General features: G+C 66.9%; 20 protein-coding genes. 17 read left to right on the plus strand and 3 right to left on the minus strand.

The genetic code is table 11. The features are described from left to right. The 7 genes from IB223_RS00005 to IB223_RS00035 form a co-directional block, all read left to right on the plus strand. Positions 1–105 (plus strand): IS3 family transposase (locus tag IB223_RS00005; protein WP_192199669.1); only part of this gene is annotated, 105 nt, incomplete at its 5' end. A gap of 138 nt (positions 106–243) precedes the next feature. Beyond that, positions 244–672 carry a hypothetical protein gene (locus IB223_RS00010; protein WP_192199670.1) on the plus strand — a complete coding sequence of 143 codons (429 nt, stop codon included), beginning with the start codon at positions 244–246 and terminating at the stop codon, positions 670–672. A 469-nt stretch (positions 673–1,141) separates the two neighbouring features. Next, positions 1,142–1,516 (plus strand): hypothetical protein, encoded by a 375-nt coding sequence (locus IB223_RS00015; RefSeq protein WP_192199671.1) that lies wholly within the window; start codon positions 1,142–1,144, stop codon positions 1,514–1,516. Positions 1,517–1,582: 66 nt separating this feature from the next. Next, positions 1,583–2,119 carry a hypothetical protein gene (locus IB223_RS00020; RefSeq protein WP_192199672.1) on the plus strand — a complete coding sequence of 179 codons (537 nt, stop codon included), beginning with the start codon at positions 1,583–1,585 and terminating at the stop codon, positions 2,117–2,119. Then, on the plus strand, positions 2,109–2,615 hold the full coding sequence (locus IB223_RS00025) for a hypothetical protein (protein ID WP_192199673.1): 507 nt from the start codon (positions 2,109–2,111) through the stop codon (positions 2,613–2,615). Before IB223_RS00020 ends, IB223_RS00025 begins: the two co-directional genes overlap by 11 nt. Before the next feature lie 57 nt (positions 2,616–2,672). Further along, positions 2,673–3,098: a hypothetical protein gene (locus tag IB223_RS00030; protein WP_192199674.1), complete on the plus strand. Its 426-nt coding sequence runs from the start codon at positions 2,673–2,675 to the stop codon at positions 3,096–3,098. Positions 3,099–3,134: 36 nt separating this feature from the next. After that, positions 3,135–3,485 carry a DUF1428 domain-containing protein gene (locus IB223_RS00035; protein WP_192201174.1) on the plus strand — a complete coding sequence of 117 codons (351 nt, stop codon included), beginning with the start codon at positions 3,135–3,137 and terminating at the stop codon, positions 3,483–3,485. 197 nt (positions 3,486–3,682) lie between these two features. Here the strand turns inward: IB223_RS00035 and IB223_RS00040 are convergent, their stop codons facing one another. Further along, positions 3,683–4,078, minus strand: coding sequence for a polyhydroxyalkanoate granule-associated phasin (locus IB223_RS00040; protein WP_192199675.1), 396 nt, complete (start codon positions 4,076–4,078; stop codon positions 3,683–3,685). 117 nt (positions 4,079–4,195) lie between these two features. Further along, the gene (locus IB223_RS00045) at positions 4,196–5,695 is read right to left on the minus strand and encodes an AAA family ATPase (RefSeq protein ID WP_192199676.1); all 1,500 of its coding nucleotides are present in this window, start codon (positions 5,693–5,695) and stop codon (positions 4,196–4,198) included. Positions 5,696–5,849: 154 nt separating this feature from the next. Between IB223_RS00045 and IB223_RS00050 the strand changes: the two genes are divergently transcribed. From IB223_RS00050 to IB223_RS00095, 10 genes are all read left to right on the plus strand, one after another. Further along, positions 5,850–6,482: a ParA family protein gene (locus IB223_RS00050; RefSeq protein ID WP_192199677.1), complete on the plus strand. Its 633-nt coding sequence runs from the start codon at positions 5,850–5,852 to the stop codon at positions 6,480–6,482. A gap of 30 nt (positions 6,483–6,512) precedes the next feature. Further along, positions 6,513–6,989, plus strand: a complete 477-nt coding sequence (locus tag IB223_RS00055) for a histidine phosphatase family protein (protein WP_192199678.1) — start codon at positions 6,513–6,515, stop codon at positions 6,987–6,989. After that, positions 6,986–7,570 carry a YceI family protein gene (locus IB223_RS00060; RefSeq protein WP_225590738.1) on the plus strand — a complete coding sequence of 195 codons (585 nt, stop codon included), beginning with the start codon at positions 6,986–6,988 and terminating at the stop codon, positions 7,568–7,570. Before IB223_RS00055 ends, IB223_RS00060 begins: the two co-directional genes overlap by 4 nt. After that, positions 7,567–9,549, plus strand: a complete 1,983-nt coding sequence (locus tag IB223_RS00065; protein WP_343227116.1) for a phospholipase D family protein — start codon at positions 7,567–7,569, stop codon at positions 9,547–9,549. Before IB223_RS00060 ends, IB223_RS00065 begins: the two co-directional genes overlap by 4 nt. A gap of 182 nt (positions 9,550–9,731) precedes the next feature. After that, positions 9,732–10,160, plus strand: coding sequence for a hotdog fold thioesterase (locus IB223_RS00070; protein ID WP_192199679.1), 429 nt, complete (start codon positions 9,732–9,734; stop codon positions 10,158–10,160). A 37-nt stretch (positions 10,161–10,197) separates the two neighbouring features. Then, the gene (locus IB223_RS00075) at positions 10,198–10,503 is read left to right on the plus strand and encodes a hypothetical protein (protein WP_192199680.1); all 306 of its coding nucleotides are present in this window, start codon (positions 10,198–10,200) and stop codon (positions 10,501–10,503) included. Between the two features lie 75 nt (positions 10,504–10,578). Beyond that, complete coding sequence (locus IB223_RS00080) at positions 10,579–11,376, plus strand: lysophospholipid acyltransferase family protein (RefSeq protein ID WP_192199681.1); 798 nt, start codon at positions 10,579–10,581, stop codon at positions 11,374–11,376. Positions 11,377–11,469: 93 nt separating this feature from the next. Then, positions 11,470–12,459, plus strand: coding sequence for an alpha/beta fold hydrolase (locus IB223_RS00085; RefSeq protein ID WP_192201177.1), 990 nt, complete (start codon positions 11,470–11,472; stop codon positions 12,457–12,459). Between the two features lie 52 nt (positions 12,460–12,511). Continuing rightward, on the plus strand, positions 12,512–14,581 hold the full coding sequence (locus IB223_RS00090; protein WP_192199682.1) for a tetratricopeptide repeat protein: 2,070 nt from the start codon (positions 12,512–12,514) through the stop codon (positions 14,579–14,581). Positions 14,582–14,612: 31 nt separating this feature from the next. Then, a complete protein-coding gene (locus tag IB223_RS00095; protein ID WP_192199683.1) occupies positions 14,613–15,227 on the plus strand; it encodes a YbhB/YbcL family Raf kinase inhibitor-like protein in 615 nt (204 codons plus the stop codon). Here the strand turns inward: IB223_RS00095 and IB223_RS00100 are convergent. Next, a complete protein-coding gene (locus tag IB223_RS00100; RefSeq protein ID WP_192199684.1) occupies positions 15,224–16,657 on the minus strand; it encodes a hypothetical protein in 1,434 nt (477 codons plus the stop codon). The two genes, IB223_RS00095 and IB223_RS00100, sit on opposite strands and share 4 nt — an antisense overlap. Between the last annotated feature and the right edge of the window lie 77 nt (positions 16,658–16,734).

Below are 16,734 nucleotides of genomic sequence, written 5' to 3' on the forward strand. Positions count from 1 at the left end.
GCGCTTCGCTCGGCGATCAACAACTACATCCAGTTCTACAATCACCAGCGCCTGCACTCGGCGCTGGGCTATCGATCACCGGTGGAATTCGAGCAGTGCTGCTAGAGAACCGGTGTCCACTTTTTCGTAGGAAGTGCCACCCGCTTCGCGGGTCGGCTTAATTCAGGCGTTAGCGCTCAGATGCAACCAACCACTTATCGATTCAGCGAGAGCTACATTAGATCCAAAGTTCGAGGCCCTTTAGTGGGCGCAATTGTCTTCGCTGCACTTATGGCACTCATATCTGCCGGCATGACGATCGAGGGAGATTGGCATCCTGCAATCTCCATTGGTCTTTTTGTTGCGGCATCGCTGTTCATGCTGATGAAGAATCGAAAGCTGAGCAGGGATGCGGCCTCCCATCTTTCATCGGTCGCAATTGAGCTATCTGATGATTCGCTGCGCTTTGTTGAGCTGGGTGGCTCGCAGATCATGCCAACTGCATCAATCGCCTCGATCATTGTTGCCCGCAAGGCGCAGGAGACTCGCGTTGTTTATCTACAAAGGACCGCTGGCCTCACGGTGCAGCTTGAGGGCTTAGAGGGACTTGGTCAGTTCACCAAGCAACTGGCTTCGATCATAGGACCTTCCAAAGTCAAGGAGCTCAAGTGGTGGCAGTTTCCGCCGCGTTGAGCGCTAATAATTCATTCAAGCCGAACCCGCTTCGCGGGTCGGCTTAATTCCGGCGTTAGGCACTGCACTCATGGCCTCAGAGATTGCCAGTGAAAGAGTCTGGGGGCAGCGCCCCGGTGAGGATGTATTCGAAATCCGCATTCAGATTGGCGCGCCCTACCAAGTCGGGGACGATCCGCACGAGTGGGCGTGCCCAGTTGCGCTACCTCCACTTCACAATCGACTTCACGATGCTCATGGCGGGAGCTCGTTTCAGGCTCTCTACCTCGCGTCGTCACTAGCACTCGATCTACTTCACGGCTTCAAAGAGCAAGGTGGCGCGGTGTTCTATGCGCCAGGCGAGGACTTTCCCTTTGAGGCGTACTCATTTGGCATTGCCAGTAGGCGGGGCAGTGCCTAACAATTCATTCAAGCCGAACCCGCTTCGCGGGTCGGCTTAACTCAGGCGTTAGGCCTCACTACAGACCTCATGCTCATCCGTTTCACAGTTCTGGCCGAGGACCCAGATTCCGGACGCACCAGCGGAGTCTTGGTAGCTGCTCACACGCTTCGCGATGAGGGAGACCTGACGGTTGACGAGCATCAGGAGCTGCGGCTTGCCCTGTCGTGGTTCAACGAGAACCTCAGCATCCCGGCCGTCCTCAAGCGCACCGAGCACCGACGCGCAATCTCCTGGTTCAAACCCGCCGCAGCAGAGGCAATTAGGCGCATGTGGCAGCTCAAAGGACTGCTGGATATCCATGGGTTCCACGTAGACGTGCTTCGGACCACGGACCCCGGTATTGTTGTTCACGAGGATGACTGGCAAGTAATCGCCAAGCCTCGCAAAGGGCAGCACTTCTAGGGTGAGGCCTAACTCATCATTCAAGCCGACGCCTTCGGCGCGGCTTAACTAAGGCGTCAGGCGCCAATGACCAACATCAGTGCAGCCGAAGAACTTGACTCTTGCGCCTACTTGTTGCTCGCGGGCATTGGCGAGCCCGAGGAAAATTCCTTGCGCCTTGTCCTTGACGAGGCGCTGGTGCTTGAGCGAGAAGAATCGCTTGAGGTCAATGGTGTTTCACTCACCGGTATTCGGCCCATAGAGGTTACGCATGGGTCGCGCCGGTTCGAGGTTCTCTGGGGCACGTACATCACGTACGCCGTCCACAATGAGTCCTACTGCCACCAGGATGACACTGAGGTGTGGGCTGGAGAGCGTCTGCGTGTCTACTCCAGATCAAAATTTCTGGAATTCACGGCAGCTGCAACGTTCGCCAGCGATGGCTATCCTGGGCCGTTCAAGCATTACCGGCTCATCTGCGGCAACCATGTCATTGATGTGGCCTCGGAGCATGCGCCTGTGGTGACGCGTTTGGCGCGTAACAATTCATCCGGGTCGAAGTCGCTTCGCGGGTCGGCTCAATTCGGGCGCCAGAGAGCTAGGAACTTTCCTTGTGACCACTAACCCGTATGCCCCGCCGGTTGCAGACTGCACAGACCCGACGACGTCCGACAGACTGCTTCAAGAGCTCAAAAGCCAGAATACCTGGCGCTTGCTAGGTTTCGGATTGATCACTATCGGAACCTACTATGCTCACTACTGCGCTCGGCAATCCCGGGTCATCAATCGCCACTCTGACTCTGAGGTGATACCCCGGGCTCTGGTCGTCTCGCTTTACGTCCTTGCTTACTCCTCCCTCGCATTGTTCTTTGGCTATCTGCTTGTCGATGAGACCCATCCTGTTGCAATAGCGAGCAACGTCGCAGATAAGCTCTGGATGCTTCTGATGATTGTGTGGGGCTTCTATGCACGCGGCGCATTGAACAAGCTGATGTCTTTCTCTGAAACGGACCCGAGAAGGGTCAAGGGGCTTTGGACTCTCCTGTTTACTCCGCTTCACTTCAACTACAAGATAAACTTGCTCAATGAGGCACCTTCCGGCACGCAAGTGGTTGCCTGACAGGTCATTCGAGATGAAGCCTCCTCGCGGGTCAGGCTGATGCGGATGTTGGACGCCATGATGAAGATCGCGGCTATTGTGCTTTTCTTGTGCCTTCTACCCGGCCGATCCATCGCTCAAGACGTTCCTGCTCCTGCGGACCGGCTGGATACCGCACGCTTGGCTGTATCCAATTACGCAGAATGTAGTAGGGCCATCATGGGTCTGCTTGCAATCAGCGCGGACGAGTGCGCGCGGCGCGTTGAGCTTGCTCGGACTGAATGCCTGTCCAAGATCCAATCGGGCCTGCCTGAGCGCCTGAATGATCGAGAGATGTTTGTCCTCGGCAATCGTGCCCTCGCTTGCTACATGACTCATCGAAATGGAAAGCCTTACTCCAATCATGAATTCGACTCGGTCATCGAAGCGCAGTGGGAGGCCATGTATCCACCAGGTGTTGGCTGGAAGTTCACTCAAACCGAACCCGCTTCGCATGACAGTTGATCGACCAGCGACGTGGGAGACCTCAGAGAGGGCGATATGTATATCGATGGATTCGTAGCCGCTGTACCGGCAGCCAACCTGGAGGCCTACCGGAAGATGGCGCGCGAGGCCGCCGCGATCTACCGTGAACATGGTGCGCTCAATGTCGTCGAGTGCTGGGGCGATGACGTGCCGGAGGGCGAAGTGACCTCGTTCCACTCGGCCGTCAAGCGGGAACCGGATGAAGTGGTGGTCTTCGCGTGGATCTCGTGGCCTTCGAAAGAGGCGCGCGACGAGGGAAACAGCAAGGTCATGGCCGATCCGAGGATGGACCGCGGCGATGAAGTCCCACCCTTTGACGCACGGCGCATGATCTACGGGGGCTTCAACGTCATCGTGGATGCCTGAGTTCCGTGGTCCGCTTGCGGGATGGGTTGAGCCGCAGCCGATATCCATCCCATGAAGTGCCGAGTGCAACGTGCAGATCAGCCGCAGCGAGGTTCATGTCGCGGCTTCACGCTATGGCAGAGAAACGGATCGATGGATATCGGCTGCGGCTCAACCCATCCTGCAGTCCTGCAGCCCAACCCTCCGCTGGCCCTGGATCAGCGGGACGGCTTGCGCTTGCTCAGGCGGCGCTGGTTGGCCACGGTGATGCGGCGGTAGGGCTTCATGCCGGCGCTTGCCATGTTGACCACGGCGTCCTCGGGGGATGGCAGGGGCTTCGCCGTGAATGCCCAAGGCATCCAGAACGCCAGCGCGGCCTGCGTTGCCGTGGTGTTCAACGTCACCGCGTAGCCGGCCATGGCGCGCCAGGATTCCCAGGCGGCTGCGACCTTCTCGTTCGACATCAGCGCGAACTCGCGCCGGTCGCGGGCCGACGGGTTGGCGCCGGCCGTCGCCAGCCGCGCCATGCGATGGGAGATGACGAACGGTGCCGCGGTGCCGAGTTCAACCAGTTGCGTGCCCAGGGCACGTGCAGTGCTGCGACGGCGGGTCATGGCGGTCTCCGTGGGAACGGCATGATGCGATGGCGCGCGTATGCAGCCAGTGAATGCAGTGGCCTGGGGCGGGGCGTGCGCTTGCCGCCCGCGTCGCTCACGCCACGGAACAGGTAGTCAGTCGGCGGGGACAGTGCGCTCGCGCGCCCAGTCGCGCAGCGCCTGCACCTGTTCGGCCATCATCACCGAGAGCGGGCGGGTGCTGCGGATCTCGTGCATCACCAGGTCGGTGTCGAGCGGCTTCTGCTCAGCATGCGCGGCGTACAGCGCGGAGACGATGGCCTGTTCCAGCTCCGCGCCGGAGAAGCCGTTCGCCGCGGCGGCGAGTGCGGGCAGGTTGAAGGCTTCCGGATCCAGCTGGCGGCGGGTCAGGTGCACGCGCAGTACCTCGACGCGCGCCTCGGGCGAGGGCAGGTCGACGAAGAAGATCTCGTCGAAGCGGCCCTTGCGCAGCAGTTCCGGCGGCAGGTCCTGTACCTGGTTCGCCGTGGCCACGAGGAAGACTTGGGCGCTGCCGGCACCGGCCTTGCGTTCCGCCATCCACGTGAGCAGGTAGCCGAGTACGCGGCGCGAGACGCCGCCGTCCTCGTCGCCGCCACTGGCCAGTCCCTTCTCGATCTCGTCGATCCACAGCACGCACGGCGCCAGCTGTTCGGCCGAGGCCAGCGCAGCGCGCAGGTTCTTCTCGGTTTCGCCGTGGTACTTGTCGTACAGCGTGCCGAAGTCCAGCCGCAGCAGCGGTACGCCGAAACCGGCAGCGGTGGCCTTGGCCAGCATCGACTTGCCGCAGCCCTGCACGCCCAGTAACAGCACGCCCTTGGGCAGGTCCAGCCCGGGCGGCGGGTTGCCGGAGACGAACACCGCGCGGCGCTGCTCGATCCAGCGCTTCAGGCGGCTGGCGCCGGCGACCTCGGCGAACTTCGCGGTGTCGTATTCGTAGTGCAGGTGGCCGCTGCGGTTGAGCAGTTCGAACTTGAGTTTGTTCAGCGCGGGCAGGTCGCTGGCGGTCAGCGCGCCGTCGGCGAAGATCAGCTGCCGCGCGATGCGGCGCGCATCCACCAGACTCAGGCCCTGCAGGTTGCGCACGATCTGCCTGACCGCCTCGCCATCGGCTTCCACGCGGCGCCCGCCGTGCTCGCGGGCGTAGTGGTCGGCTTCCTCGCGCACCATCTTCAGCAGGGCGTTGCCGTCGGGCAGGCGCGGGTTGAAGCGCACGGCCAGCGCTTCCAGTTCGGCCGGCAGTTCGATCTTGGCGCCCACCAGCACCACCACGTGCGGCAGACTGTGGCGGCGCTGCATGATGTCGCGCAGCTGGCGCTGGCTGCTGGCGTAGCCCAGGTAGGGATGGAAATCGAGCAGCAGGTAGATGCCGCGCTGGTCGGCCTGCTTGATCGCCTGCAGGGCGGCGCTGGCGTCGGGCGGGCCGACGGCGTCGTCTTCGCGGTCCATGTCCAGCCGGCGCAGGCCTTCGGTGATGCTCCAGCGGTGCAGCGCCCGCCACACCTGGCCCAGGGCCTGCCGGAACAGGTCGACCACACGGGCTTCGTCCTGGGTCTCGATGACGATCAGCGGGGTGTTGGCGCGGATCAGCGCGGTCAGGTCCTGCAGCTCGTTCATGGGGCATCCGGTCCGTGGGGACGGGCACGATAGCAAGCGCGCACGGGAACGGGGAGCCGACCGGCCCGCGACAACGGGTCGTGCTTCGCCGCGCCGGTTCCCGCTTAACTTGCCCCGGTGTACCCTCCGGGTTCTCCAGCAACGAGGTGCGCGCATGAAGACGATTCTGGTCGCCAGCTCCAAGGGCGGCGCGGGCAAGACCACCCTGGCGACCAATCTGGCCGCACATTTCGCACTGGACGGCAAGCGCACGGTCCTCGTGGATGCCGATCCGCAGCATTCCTCCACCCGCTGGGCCGAGCGCCGGGCGGAGCTGGAAACCGCCGTACTGCCGATCGATGCCAGTGGCAAGCGCGCCTGGCGCGCCTGGCTGCCGGAAGACGCGGAGCGGGTGGTGATCGATGCCCCGGCCGGCGCGATGGCCGACGACCTGGGCGGCTTCCTGGAGCACGCCGATGCGGTGGTGGTGCCGGTGCTGCCGTCGGCGCTGGACATCGAGGCGACGGTGGGCTTCCTGAACACCATGGCCAAGGTGCCGCGCGTGCACAAGCGCAAGCTGCCGGTAGGCCTGGTGGTCAACCGCAGCAAGCCGTGGACGAATGCGTCGCAGCAGGCGGTCGAAATGCTGAAGACCTGGCCGTACCCGGTGATCACCCAGTTGCGCGATACCCAGGCCTATGTCGTGATGGCCGGCCTGGGCCGCAGCCTGTTCGACTACCGCTCGGCCCAGGTGCGCGATCACCAGGCCGACTGGGACCCGTTGTTGAAATGGATCAAGAAGGCCTGAACAGGCCAAACCCGAAGGAGTCGTTGTCCCATGCGTGAACTGATCCTGTTGCGTCATGCCCATGCCGAACCCGCGACCACCGGGCAGTCGGACCTGGATCGTCCCCTGTCGCCACAAGGCCTGGCCGAAGCCGAGGCCGCCGCGCGCTGGTTGCAGGACAAGGGCCTGGTGCCGGATCGGGTGCTGTGCTCGCCCGCACGCCGGGCCCGCGAAACGCTGGAGGCGGTGCTGGGTGCCGTCGGCTACGTGGAGCAGCGGCTGGAGGAGCGCATCTACGAAGCCACGCCGGGCACGCTGGCCGACCTGGCCGACCAGCACCGTGAAGCCGAGCGCCTGCTGATGGTGGGCCACAACCCCGGTTTCGAGCAGCTGGCTGCGCTGATGTATTCCGGCGTGACCAGCGAGTACCGCGGCATGCCGCCGGCCGGCGTGGTCGTGCTGACGCTGCCGGTGGACACCGCGATCGAGCCGGGAGTGGCACAGCTTTCCGCTTTCTGGTGGCCATGACACAGGCAGTCCCGGGGATCATGCGGCTGGCCGCGCTGGGGCTGGGCGCGCTGCTGGCAACGCCTGCCCTGGCCGATGGACGCAACGATTTCGACCCCTCGCACACGCGCTTGGGGTTCGAACTGCGCACGCGCTGGGGGCAGGTGCTGGATGGCGTGTTCCAGCGTTACGAGGGCTCGGTGGAACACCTGCCCGATGGCCGCCAGCAGGTCCGCCTGCGCATGTACACGCGCGAGGTGGAGATCGCCGGGCATCCGCGCTACAGCGAGTGGGCGCGCAGCGAGAAGTTCTTCGATGCCGACCGTTACCCGGTGGTGACGTTCACCTCCAAGCCGTATGACCCGATGCTGCTGTACGACGGCGGCACACTGGAGGGCGACCTGAGCATCAAGGGGATCAACCGGCCGCGCAGCCTGGACGTGGCCCCGGCCACCTGCTCGCATCCCGCGGTGGGTTGCGATGTGGTGGCGACGGGCGCGGTGCGCCGCAGCGATTACGACATGGACGACTGGATGCTGGCGGTCAGTGACCGCGTGGTGTTCGTACTGCGTGCGCGCATCCGGAGTGCGAAGACACCGTGAACCGCCGTTTCCCCGCCTTGGCCGCGCGGTGCGCGGTGCTGTGTGTCGCGCTGCTGGGCAGCGCCTGCGCCAGCCTGTCCGACCGCCAACGTGAGCGTGCTGCCGGCATCGCCGCAGGCGCGCGTTCTTCGGTGGTCGAATGCACGCAGGCCGATGCCTGTGCGCTGTCATCGCCGCTCTACGACCTGGCCGGACAGGCGCGCGCCGCGTCCACGCCGCAGGCGCCGCGCCACTACGCGGTGATTCTGGACCAGGGCTCCGATGCACTGCTGGCACGCCTGAACCTGATCCGCAGCGCGCGCGAACGCATCGACCTTCAAACCTACATCTTCGACAAGGACGACAGCGCGCGGCTGGTGCTGGATGAACTGCTGGCGGCGGCGCGGCGTGGGGTGAAGGTGCGGGTGCTGATCGACCAGCTGTCCGCCATCGCCGACCTGGAGATCCTCGCGGCGCTGTCCGGCGCGCACGAGAACTTCGCCATCCGCATCTACAACCCCAGCTTCGGCAAGGCCAAGCTGAACTACTTCGACTATGCGGGCAGCGTGCTGTGCTGCTTCCGCCGCTTCAACCAGCGCATGCACACCAAGTTGCTGCTGGTGGACGACCGCATCGGCATCAGCGGCGGGCGCAATTACCAGGACGACTATTTCGACTGGGACGCGGAATACAACTTCCGCGACCGCGACGTGCTGGTGGCCGGCCCGGAAGCGGCCGCGATGGCGGACAACTTCCAGGCGTTCTGGGAGGCACGGCGCAGCGTGCCGGCGGAACGCCTGAACGATGTCGGTCGCACGCTGCTCGACGAAGGCGTGCCGGCGATGCCGGTGCCGCGCTATCTGCGCCCGGAGCGCGTGCAGGCCGCGAGCGGCCAGGCGAGCGACCCCGAGGTCATGCGGACGCGGTTCGTGGAGGCGGCCTTTCCGGTCGGTGCGGTGCGCTACATCGCCGACCTGCCGCAGAAGCACCGGCGCGAGCGCCGCGACGACGATGCGCCCGCCGCGCCGGAACTGGAAGCGCTGATGCGCAGTGCGCAGTCGGAAGTGCTGCTGCAGACGCCGTACCTGGTGATGTCGAAGCAGGCGCAGGCGATGTTCCGCGAGATGCGCGAACGCCAGCCACCGCCGCGCGTGCTGGTGTCGACCAACAGCCTGGCCGCGACCGACAACCCGGTCGTCTATTCGATGTCGTTCAAGTACAAGCGCCGCTACCTGCGCGAGTTCGGTTTCCAGATCCATGAGTACAAGCCGTTTCCGGAAGACGCGCCGGTGGATTACGCCGCGCTGATGCCGGAAGGGCCGCCGCTGGCGACCTCCGCCGGCGGTACCGGTGGTAGCGGCGGCAGCGGCAGCAGCGGCAGCGGACGCGTTCGCGGGCCGTCGGGATCCCTCGGGCCGTCGGCCGGCTCCGAGGGCGAGACCACGCGTCGCCTGCAGCGTACCGAGTCGCGCCCGTCGTTCCTGAGCAGCGGCGCCGGTTCCGAGCCGCTGCCGTTGAAGCGTGCCGGCGTGCGCATGGGCCTGCACGCGAAATCGATGGTCATCGACGGCGGCACGGCGGTGATCGGCACGCACAACTTCGATCCGCGCTCGGAGAACTACAACACCGAAGCGGCGGTGGTGATCCAGGACCCTGCCTTCGCGCAGGCGCTGGCCGACAGCATCCGCCGCGACATGTCGCCGCGCAACGCGTGGGTGATCGCGCCGCGCGCCAAGCCGCTGGTGTTCTCCGGCCTGGACTACAGCCTGGGCAAGGTCTCCGAGTCCTTGCCGATCTTCGACATCTGGCCGTGGCGGTATGCGACCAGCTACGAATTCCAGCCCGGCCCCGATTGCCCGCTGCCGGTCGGACCGAAGGATCCGGCGTTCCACCGGTGCTACGTGGCCGTGGGCGACTTCCCCGAGGTCAATGTCGGTCCGAAATGGCTGTACACGCGCGTGCTGACCGCGTTCGGTGCGGGGCTGGTGCCGATCCTGTAGGTCTGCAGGTCTGTAGGAGGGGCTTCAGCCCCGATGCTTTTCGACCAGACGACAGAGAGCCCCCGAATGCAGCCTGGTCGACCTCGGGCCTGTCGGACGGTGATGGAAAAGCATCGGGGCTGAAGCCCCTCCTACATGGGCGTGGGTAGAATCCGGACACCCTCCCTCCTGGTCTGCATGCCATGGCTTTCCGCGCCCCCGTCGATCTCGCCGCCGTCAACGCCCACGCCGCCGACACGCTGGTGTCCCATCTCGGCATCGTCATCACCGGGGCGGGCGAGGACTGGTTGCGCGGCACGATGCCGGTCGATGCACGTACCGTGCAGCCCTACGGCATCCTGCATGGCGGGGCTTCGGTGGCGCTGGCCGAGACCCTGGGCAGCGTGGCGGGCAATCTGTGCGTGGACATCACCAAGGAGATGGTGGTGGGCCTGGAGATCAATGCCAACCATGTGCGCGCGATGCGCGGTGGCGTGGTGACCGGTACGGCGCGTGCGCTGCATGTGGGCCGTAGCACGCAGCTGTGGGAGATCCGCATCGAGAACGATGAAGGAAAACTGGTCTGCGTGTCCCGGCTGACCCTGGCGGTGGTGCCCCTGCCCAAGGCCTGAGACCCGGCGTGGCAGCGGCGACGGGCTCGACATGGGCATGATCGACACGCACTTTCTGGCGATCGTCGGCGCGGGCGGCGTGGCCGGGTGCGCGTGGCTTCCGTTGCTGACCCCGCTGTTCGACAAGGTCGCCGGTCGCGCGTCCCGCAGGATCACCACGGCCGGGCTGCCGCGCTTTCTGCTCGCCATCGTGGTCTGGGTGGTGGTGACGGCACTGGTGTTCTGGCTGCCCGCAAAGCTGCTGGGCCTGTTGCCGGTCGATGGCCGCTTCAAGCTGTATCAGCTGTCTTTCCTGGTGGGCGCGCTGGCAGGCAGGGCGCTGACCGCACGCACGCGGCACTGAGGTCTTCATGACGCCTGCCACCTCCATCGACCACGGCACGTTCCGCTGCGGCGACGCATCCGGTATCGTGACGGGATGACGCCGCCCCCTGTTCATGTTGCTGGCGGCAGCGGTGTGGCGCGGGCGATCCGCTACCTCTACCGCGTGCCGTTGCTGCTGGTCCACCTGCTGGTCTTCCTGCCGATCATCCTGCTGTGCCTGTCGCCACTGCTGGCCTGGGTGCGGGTAGGCGACGAGAGCGTGGGCGAGGTGGCGGTGCGCTGGTGGTCCAGCGGGCTGATGCGCATCTTCGGGTTCCGCCTGCGTCGCGTGGGCACGCCGCTCCCCGGCGCCACGATGTTCGTGGCCAACCACGTCAGCTGGATCGACATCGAAGCGCTGCACAGCCAGCGCATGATGGGATTCGTCGCCAAGCATGAGATCCGCGGCTGGCCGGTGGTTGGCTGGCTGGCGGCGCAGGGCCACACCATCTTCCACCAGCGCGGCAGCCAGGAGTCACTGGGCGGCGTGCTGCAGGCCATGATGCAGCGCCTTCGCGAGGGCCGTCCGGTGGGTGTGTTCCCGGAAGGACGTACCCGCGACGGCCGGTCGGTGGGCCCGTTCCACGCGCGCATTTTCCTGGCGGCGGTGGAGGCCGGAGTGCCGGTACAACCGGTGGCGCTGCGCTACGGTGCGCGCGGCAGTGCGCAGCCGGTGGTGGCGTTCGGGCCGAAGGAGAGCTTCTTCGCCAACTTCGTGCGCCTGCTGGGTGAGCCGGCCCGCACGGCCGACATCTGTTTCCTGGAGCCGATCCGGATCGCCGATGTGGAAGGGCGCCGCCGCATCGCCGAGCTGTCGCGCGAGCGCATCGTGCAGGCGATGTCGGAAGCCTGAGCGGATGCGTTCGGCCGGCATCGCGACGGAATCGAAGGAATACTCCACACTGCGGTGCCACCCTCGTCCCGACACCGCTGCGATGACCCCATGATCACTGCCGCCGACTACCGCCCGCCTCGCTGGCTGCGCAATCCGCACCTGCAATCGGTGCTGGGTTCGAGCGCACTGCGCCGCCGCCGCGGGCTGCGCGCGCTGGCGGGCAGTGGTGCGGTGACGGTGGAGCACATCGTGGATGGCGGCGATGGCGTGCGCCTGCAGGGGTTCCTCAGCCGGATGTCCGGACAGAGTCCGCGCGGCCTGGTGCTGCTGCTGCATGGCTGGGAAGGCAGTGCCGATTCCAGCTACATGCGCCTGACCGCCGTGCAGCTGCTGGCGCGCGGGTTCGACGTGTTCCGGCTGAACTTCCGCGACCACGGCGATACCCACCACCTCAACGAAGACCTGTTCCACTCCAACCGCCTGGATGAAGTCGTGCACGCGGCGCTCGACGTGTCGCGGCGGTTCGCCGGCGACGTGCCGATGCGGGTGGCGGGCTATTCGCTGGGCGGCAACTTCGCGCTGCGGCTGGCACTGCGCGCACCGGAGGCGGGACTGGCGCTGGCTCACGTGGCGGCGGTCTGCCCGCTGCTGGATCCGGCCACGACGATGGATCGCATCGAGAATGGCCTGCCGCTGTACGACTGGTACTTCGCGCGCAAATGGCGCCGTTCGCTCGAACGCAAGCGCAGCCTGTTCCCGCAGCGGCATGACTTCGACGACACCGTGCTGGCGCTGGACATCCGCGCGCTGACCGACTGGCTGGTGCAGCGGCACACGGCCTTCGGCACGCTCGAGGACTACTTCGACGGCTACGCCATCGCCGGCGGCCGCCTGGCGGGGCTGACCGTGCCCGCGCACATCCTGATGGCCGAGGACGATCCGGTGATCCCGTTCGAGACCTTCCGCGACTGGGCGCTGCCGGCGCAGGCCACGCTGGAGATCGCCCCTTGGGGCGGGCACTGCGCCTTCATCGAGAACGCCGCCTGCGACGGCTACGCCGAGCGCTGGGTGGCCGAACGCCTGGCCGGCGGCACCGCCTGAGCCGGGGAACGGCCGGTACAATCGGCGTTTGCCCGAATCCTGGTAGTTCTCCATGTACGACCCGATCCTCGATGCCCTTCGCCGCGGCGCAGTGGCCGATGCCCTGACCGCCGCGCAAGCGCTGGTGGCAGAACGCCCCGACGACGCCCAGGCGTTGCGCTGGCTGTCCGCCGCCCAGCTGCAGAGCGGCCAGCCCGACGCCGCCCTGGCCAGCATCGACCGCGCCATTGCCCTGGCGCCGGACAACGCCGACCTGCACTTGGCCCGTGCGGGCGTGCTGGTGGGCAGCCGGCGTCCCGACGAGGCGCAGGCATCGCTGGCCCAGGCCACCGGGCTGGATCCCAACCAGTTCACCGCGTACCTGGTGCAGGCACAGCTGGCGCTGGGTCGCGGCGACCTGGACGAAGCCGAACGCCTGAACCGCCTGGCCGCCCGCGTGTCACCGGATCATCCGCAGCTTGCCGCCGTCGAAGGCATGGTGACCTTGCGTCGCGGCGATGCCGACACGGCCCTGAAGATCGTGAGTGCGGCGTTGCAGGTGGCGCCCGAGGAAGTGCAGCTGCGCTATTCGCTCGGCTTCATCCACATGGCGCTCGGGCACTGGGCGTTCGCCGAACAGGCGTTCCGTGGTGTGGTGGAGCGGACGCCGGGTGCGGACAGCCTGCGCAGCCTGATCGCGGACATCATCCGCCGGCAGGGGCGTCCCGCCGATGCCGCCGACGAACTGGTCCCGCTGGTGGCGCGCAACAACGCGCCCGCGCTGCACCGCTACATCGGCCACCTGCGCCTTGCCGCAGGACAGGACGAGGAAGCGCTGGCCTCGCTGCGTATCGCCCTGGCCGGACAGCCGCGCGATCGCGACACCGTGCTGGCGATCATCGAGGCGTGGCGTCGCCTGGGTATGCAGGATGATGCACGCAACACGCTGGATGCCGCCCTGGCCACCACGCCGGACGAGCACGATCTGTGGCTGGCGCGCCTGTTGTTCGAGCCCGTGGGCAGCGCCGAGGCGCGCGCGGTGGTCGAGCGCTGGGTGTCGGCGATGCCGCAGCACGTGCCCGCGATGGAGGCCCAGATGTCGGTGCTGGATGCGGTGGGCGAGCGTGATGCGGCCGAAGCCGTGGCGCGGCGGGTCGTCGCGCTCGACCCGGGCCGTGCCAGTGCCGAGCAGCGGCTGGTCGAGGCACTGTTCGAACGCGATCCGGTGTCCGCGATCGCACGCGTCGGCGAACTCGCCGACCAGGCCTCCGAACCGCACCACAAGCGCAGCCTGCGCAGTTGGCAGGCGTTCGTCCGCGACCGCGCCGGCCGCTATGCCGATGCCGCCGCCACGTGGGCCGCACTGGCCCACGAACTGGCCCCCACGCGCCTGCCGTTGTGGACCCCGAGCGGTGCCCAGGGCCCCTGGCCCGACGTGGCGCCGATTCCGATGTCGTCCGCCGGCCGCCCGTACCCCATCCTGCTGTGGGGCGCGCCGGGCACCGTGGTCGAATCGATCGCCGGCGTCCTGGGCGCGATCAGCCATCGCCTGCGCGGTGACCGCTTCCTGCCCAATCCGCCGGTGGACGCCTTCCAGAACTACCACACGCCGGCACGGCTCCTGTCCGGCGAGCTGTCGGGCGAAGCCTGCGTGGCAGGATGGCGCGAGACGCTGGCCACCCGCTCGGAAGATGGCGGCATCGTCGACTGGCTGCCGTGGTGGGACAACGCGCTGCTGCTGGCCCTGCGTCCGCACCTGCCGGAGGCCCTGCTGATCATCGCGGTGCGCGATCCACGCGATGCCTTCCTCGACTGGCTGGCATTCGGTGCCCCGGCCCCGCTGGCCCTGGACGACCTGGACGCCGGCGCGCGCTGGCTGGCGCAGCTGTTCGACCAGGTCGCCGATGTGCACGAGCATGACCTGTTCCCGAGCCGGCTGATCGCGATGGATGCGATCAAGGACGATGCCGCGGCCGTGGCGCAGGCGCTGAGCCGGGCGCTGGGCGCGCAGCTGACGGAGCCGCCGTCTTCCGGTGCGCGCCGCTTCCCGGCGGGCCACTGGCGCCACTATGCCGACGTGCTGGCGGGCCCGTTCGCCGCGCTGACGCCGGTGGCGGTGCGACTGGGTTACCCGGAAGCCTGATCCCTTTTCCCCGCATCTGCAGGAGTCATGCATGCGCCTCTGGAGCGACAGTTTCGAAAATGCGAAGCCCATCCCCGCTGGCTTCGCGATGGGCCAGCCCGACGGATTCGCCGCGAACCGCAATCCTCACCTGGCCTGGGATGACGTGCCTGCCGGGACGAAGTCCTTCGCCCTGCTGTGCATCGATCCCGACGTGCCCACCGTGCCGGAGACGGTCGGTCGCGACGACCTGCAGATCCCGGTCGAGCAGCCGCGCGGGCATTTCATCCACTGGGCGATGGCCGACATCGCGCCGGAAGTGCGGGAGATCGCCGCCGGCAGCTGCAGCGACGGCGTCACTGCCAAAGGCAAGCAGCAGCCTGCGGGGCCGGCGGGTGCGCGGCAGGGCCTGAACGACTACACCGGCTGGTTTGCCGGTGACGCGCAGATGGGGGGCGACTACTACGGATACGACGGCCCGTACCCGCCCTTCAACGACCTGCGCATGCATCGATACTTCTTCCGCCTGTTTGCGCTGGATCTCGCCACGCTCGACCTGCCGGTGCGATTCACCGCCGGCGATGTGGAGCGCGCGATGCAGGGCCATGTGCTGGCCGAAGCCGCCGTGCATGGCACCTATACGTTGAATGCGCCGCTGCGCGGCTAACGCGGCTGCACGCCGCCCGCGACGGGCTGCAAGCGCCAGCGCCCATCGGCTTCGATGACAAGGCACGCGCCGGAAGGCGGGCATTCGCGCACCCTGCGGATGGTGTCCGGTGCCACGCCCAGGCGCCATGCCAGGCCCATCTGGCCGATGGCATAGAAGCGCTGTTCGTCCGCCACCTGCACGTGCAAGGGCGTGGCGACCGGCTGCCGCGCCAGGGCCTGCAATGTTGTTTCCGCCCAGCGGGCGCGACCGATGAGGCCGGGGTGGTCGAGGCGGCGCGTGCCTTCCACCGCGATCCATGACGACACCGCGATCAGCACGGCGACCACGGGAGCGAGGCGATCCGTGGCGATGCAGCGCGCCAGCGCGATGACCGGCAACACCACGGCGATGGCTGCGTAGTACTCGTAGCTGTTCCATGCGAACAGGAAGTACGGCGCGTATGCGAACACCGCAAACGCCGCGATGCAGAGCCATTGACGCGTTGCGAGCAGCCTGCGGCCACGCCAGCCCGCGATGCCCCACGCCGCGAGCATCGGCAGCGCCGTCGCCGCGATCCAGGCCAGCCCCTGCATTCGCTCCCCGGCCACCGCCATGCGCATGGCTTCGCGCGGGACATTCAGTAGCCACGCCACGAACGAGGCCGCGTTGCGCACCACGTTGCCACCCAGGGTCATGGCATAGGACGCGTCCGTATTGGCGGTGAACCGCGCGCGCAGCACCAGCCATGCCGCCACGACGGCGACACAGGCAAGCCACGCGACGAGTTCGCCACGGTCCAGCCGGCGCGCGGCGACGAATCCGCTGACGATGAGCATCAGGGCCGGCGTCAAGGCTGCCGACTCCTTGCTCAGCAGCGCCAGTGCGAGCAGCAGCGGAACGGAAGCCAGCAGTGCCGAGCGTGTCGCGTGCTTCGCCTCGCGCGCGCTCACCCATGCCGCCAACAGCAGCGTGGTGAACAGGGTGAGCATCGCGTTGTTGGCGGCGGCGGCCCAGTGCACGGGCAGCGTGTGCAAGGTCAATGCACCGTAGACGGCCCCCGCCAGCGCGGCGATCCGGCCAGCGTGCGGCCATTGGCAGGCGCGTGCGAGGCGGAACCCGAGCAGTGCCACGCCCAGGGTGGCCAGCAGGTGCAGCACCAGGCTCACGACGTGGGCGGCATGTGCGCTGCCCCCCAGCGCGGCATCGACCCAGCGCCAGTACCCTTCCTGCGACAGCGGTCGCCAGAATCGGGGCGGCGATGCAGGCCAGAAATCCGACCACCATGGCGCGCCGGATGCATTCGTGGCATGCGCCGCGTGCAGGAACGCGTAGTCATCGCCCCAGAAGGGGGTCTGCAGCGCAGGCAGCCACATCAGCAACGCGGAGGCCGCCAGCAGCGCGGCGGCGATCCAGGGTAGGGGAGAGGCGTTCCTTGCTGGCAGGCTCATCAATCGCGCGTCGTGTCCGGTGACGGCGCACTATACCGGCCGCTGCGGTGCCTTCGGAGCGTCACGTCGCCACGGCG

This window comes from Pseudoxanthomonas sp. PXM03 (assembly GCF_014852005.1).
Classification (GTDB): domain Bacteria; phylum Pseudomonadota; class Gammaproteobacteria; order Xanthomonadales; family Xanthomonadaceae; genus Pseudoxanthomonas_A.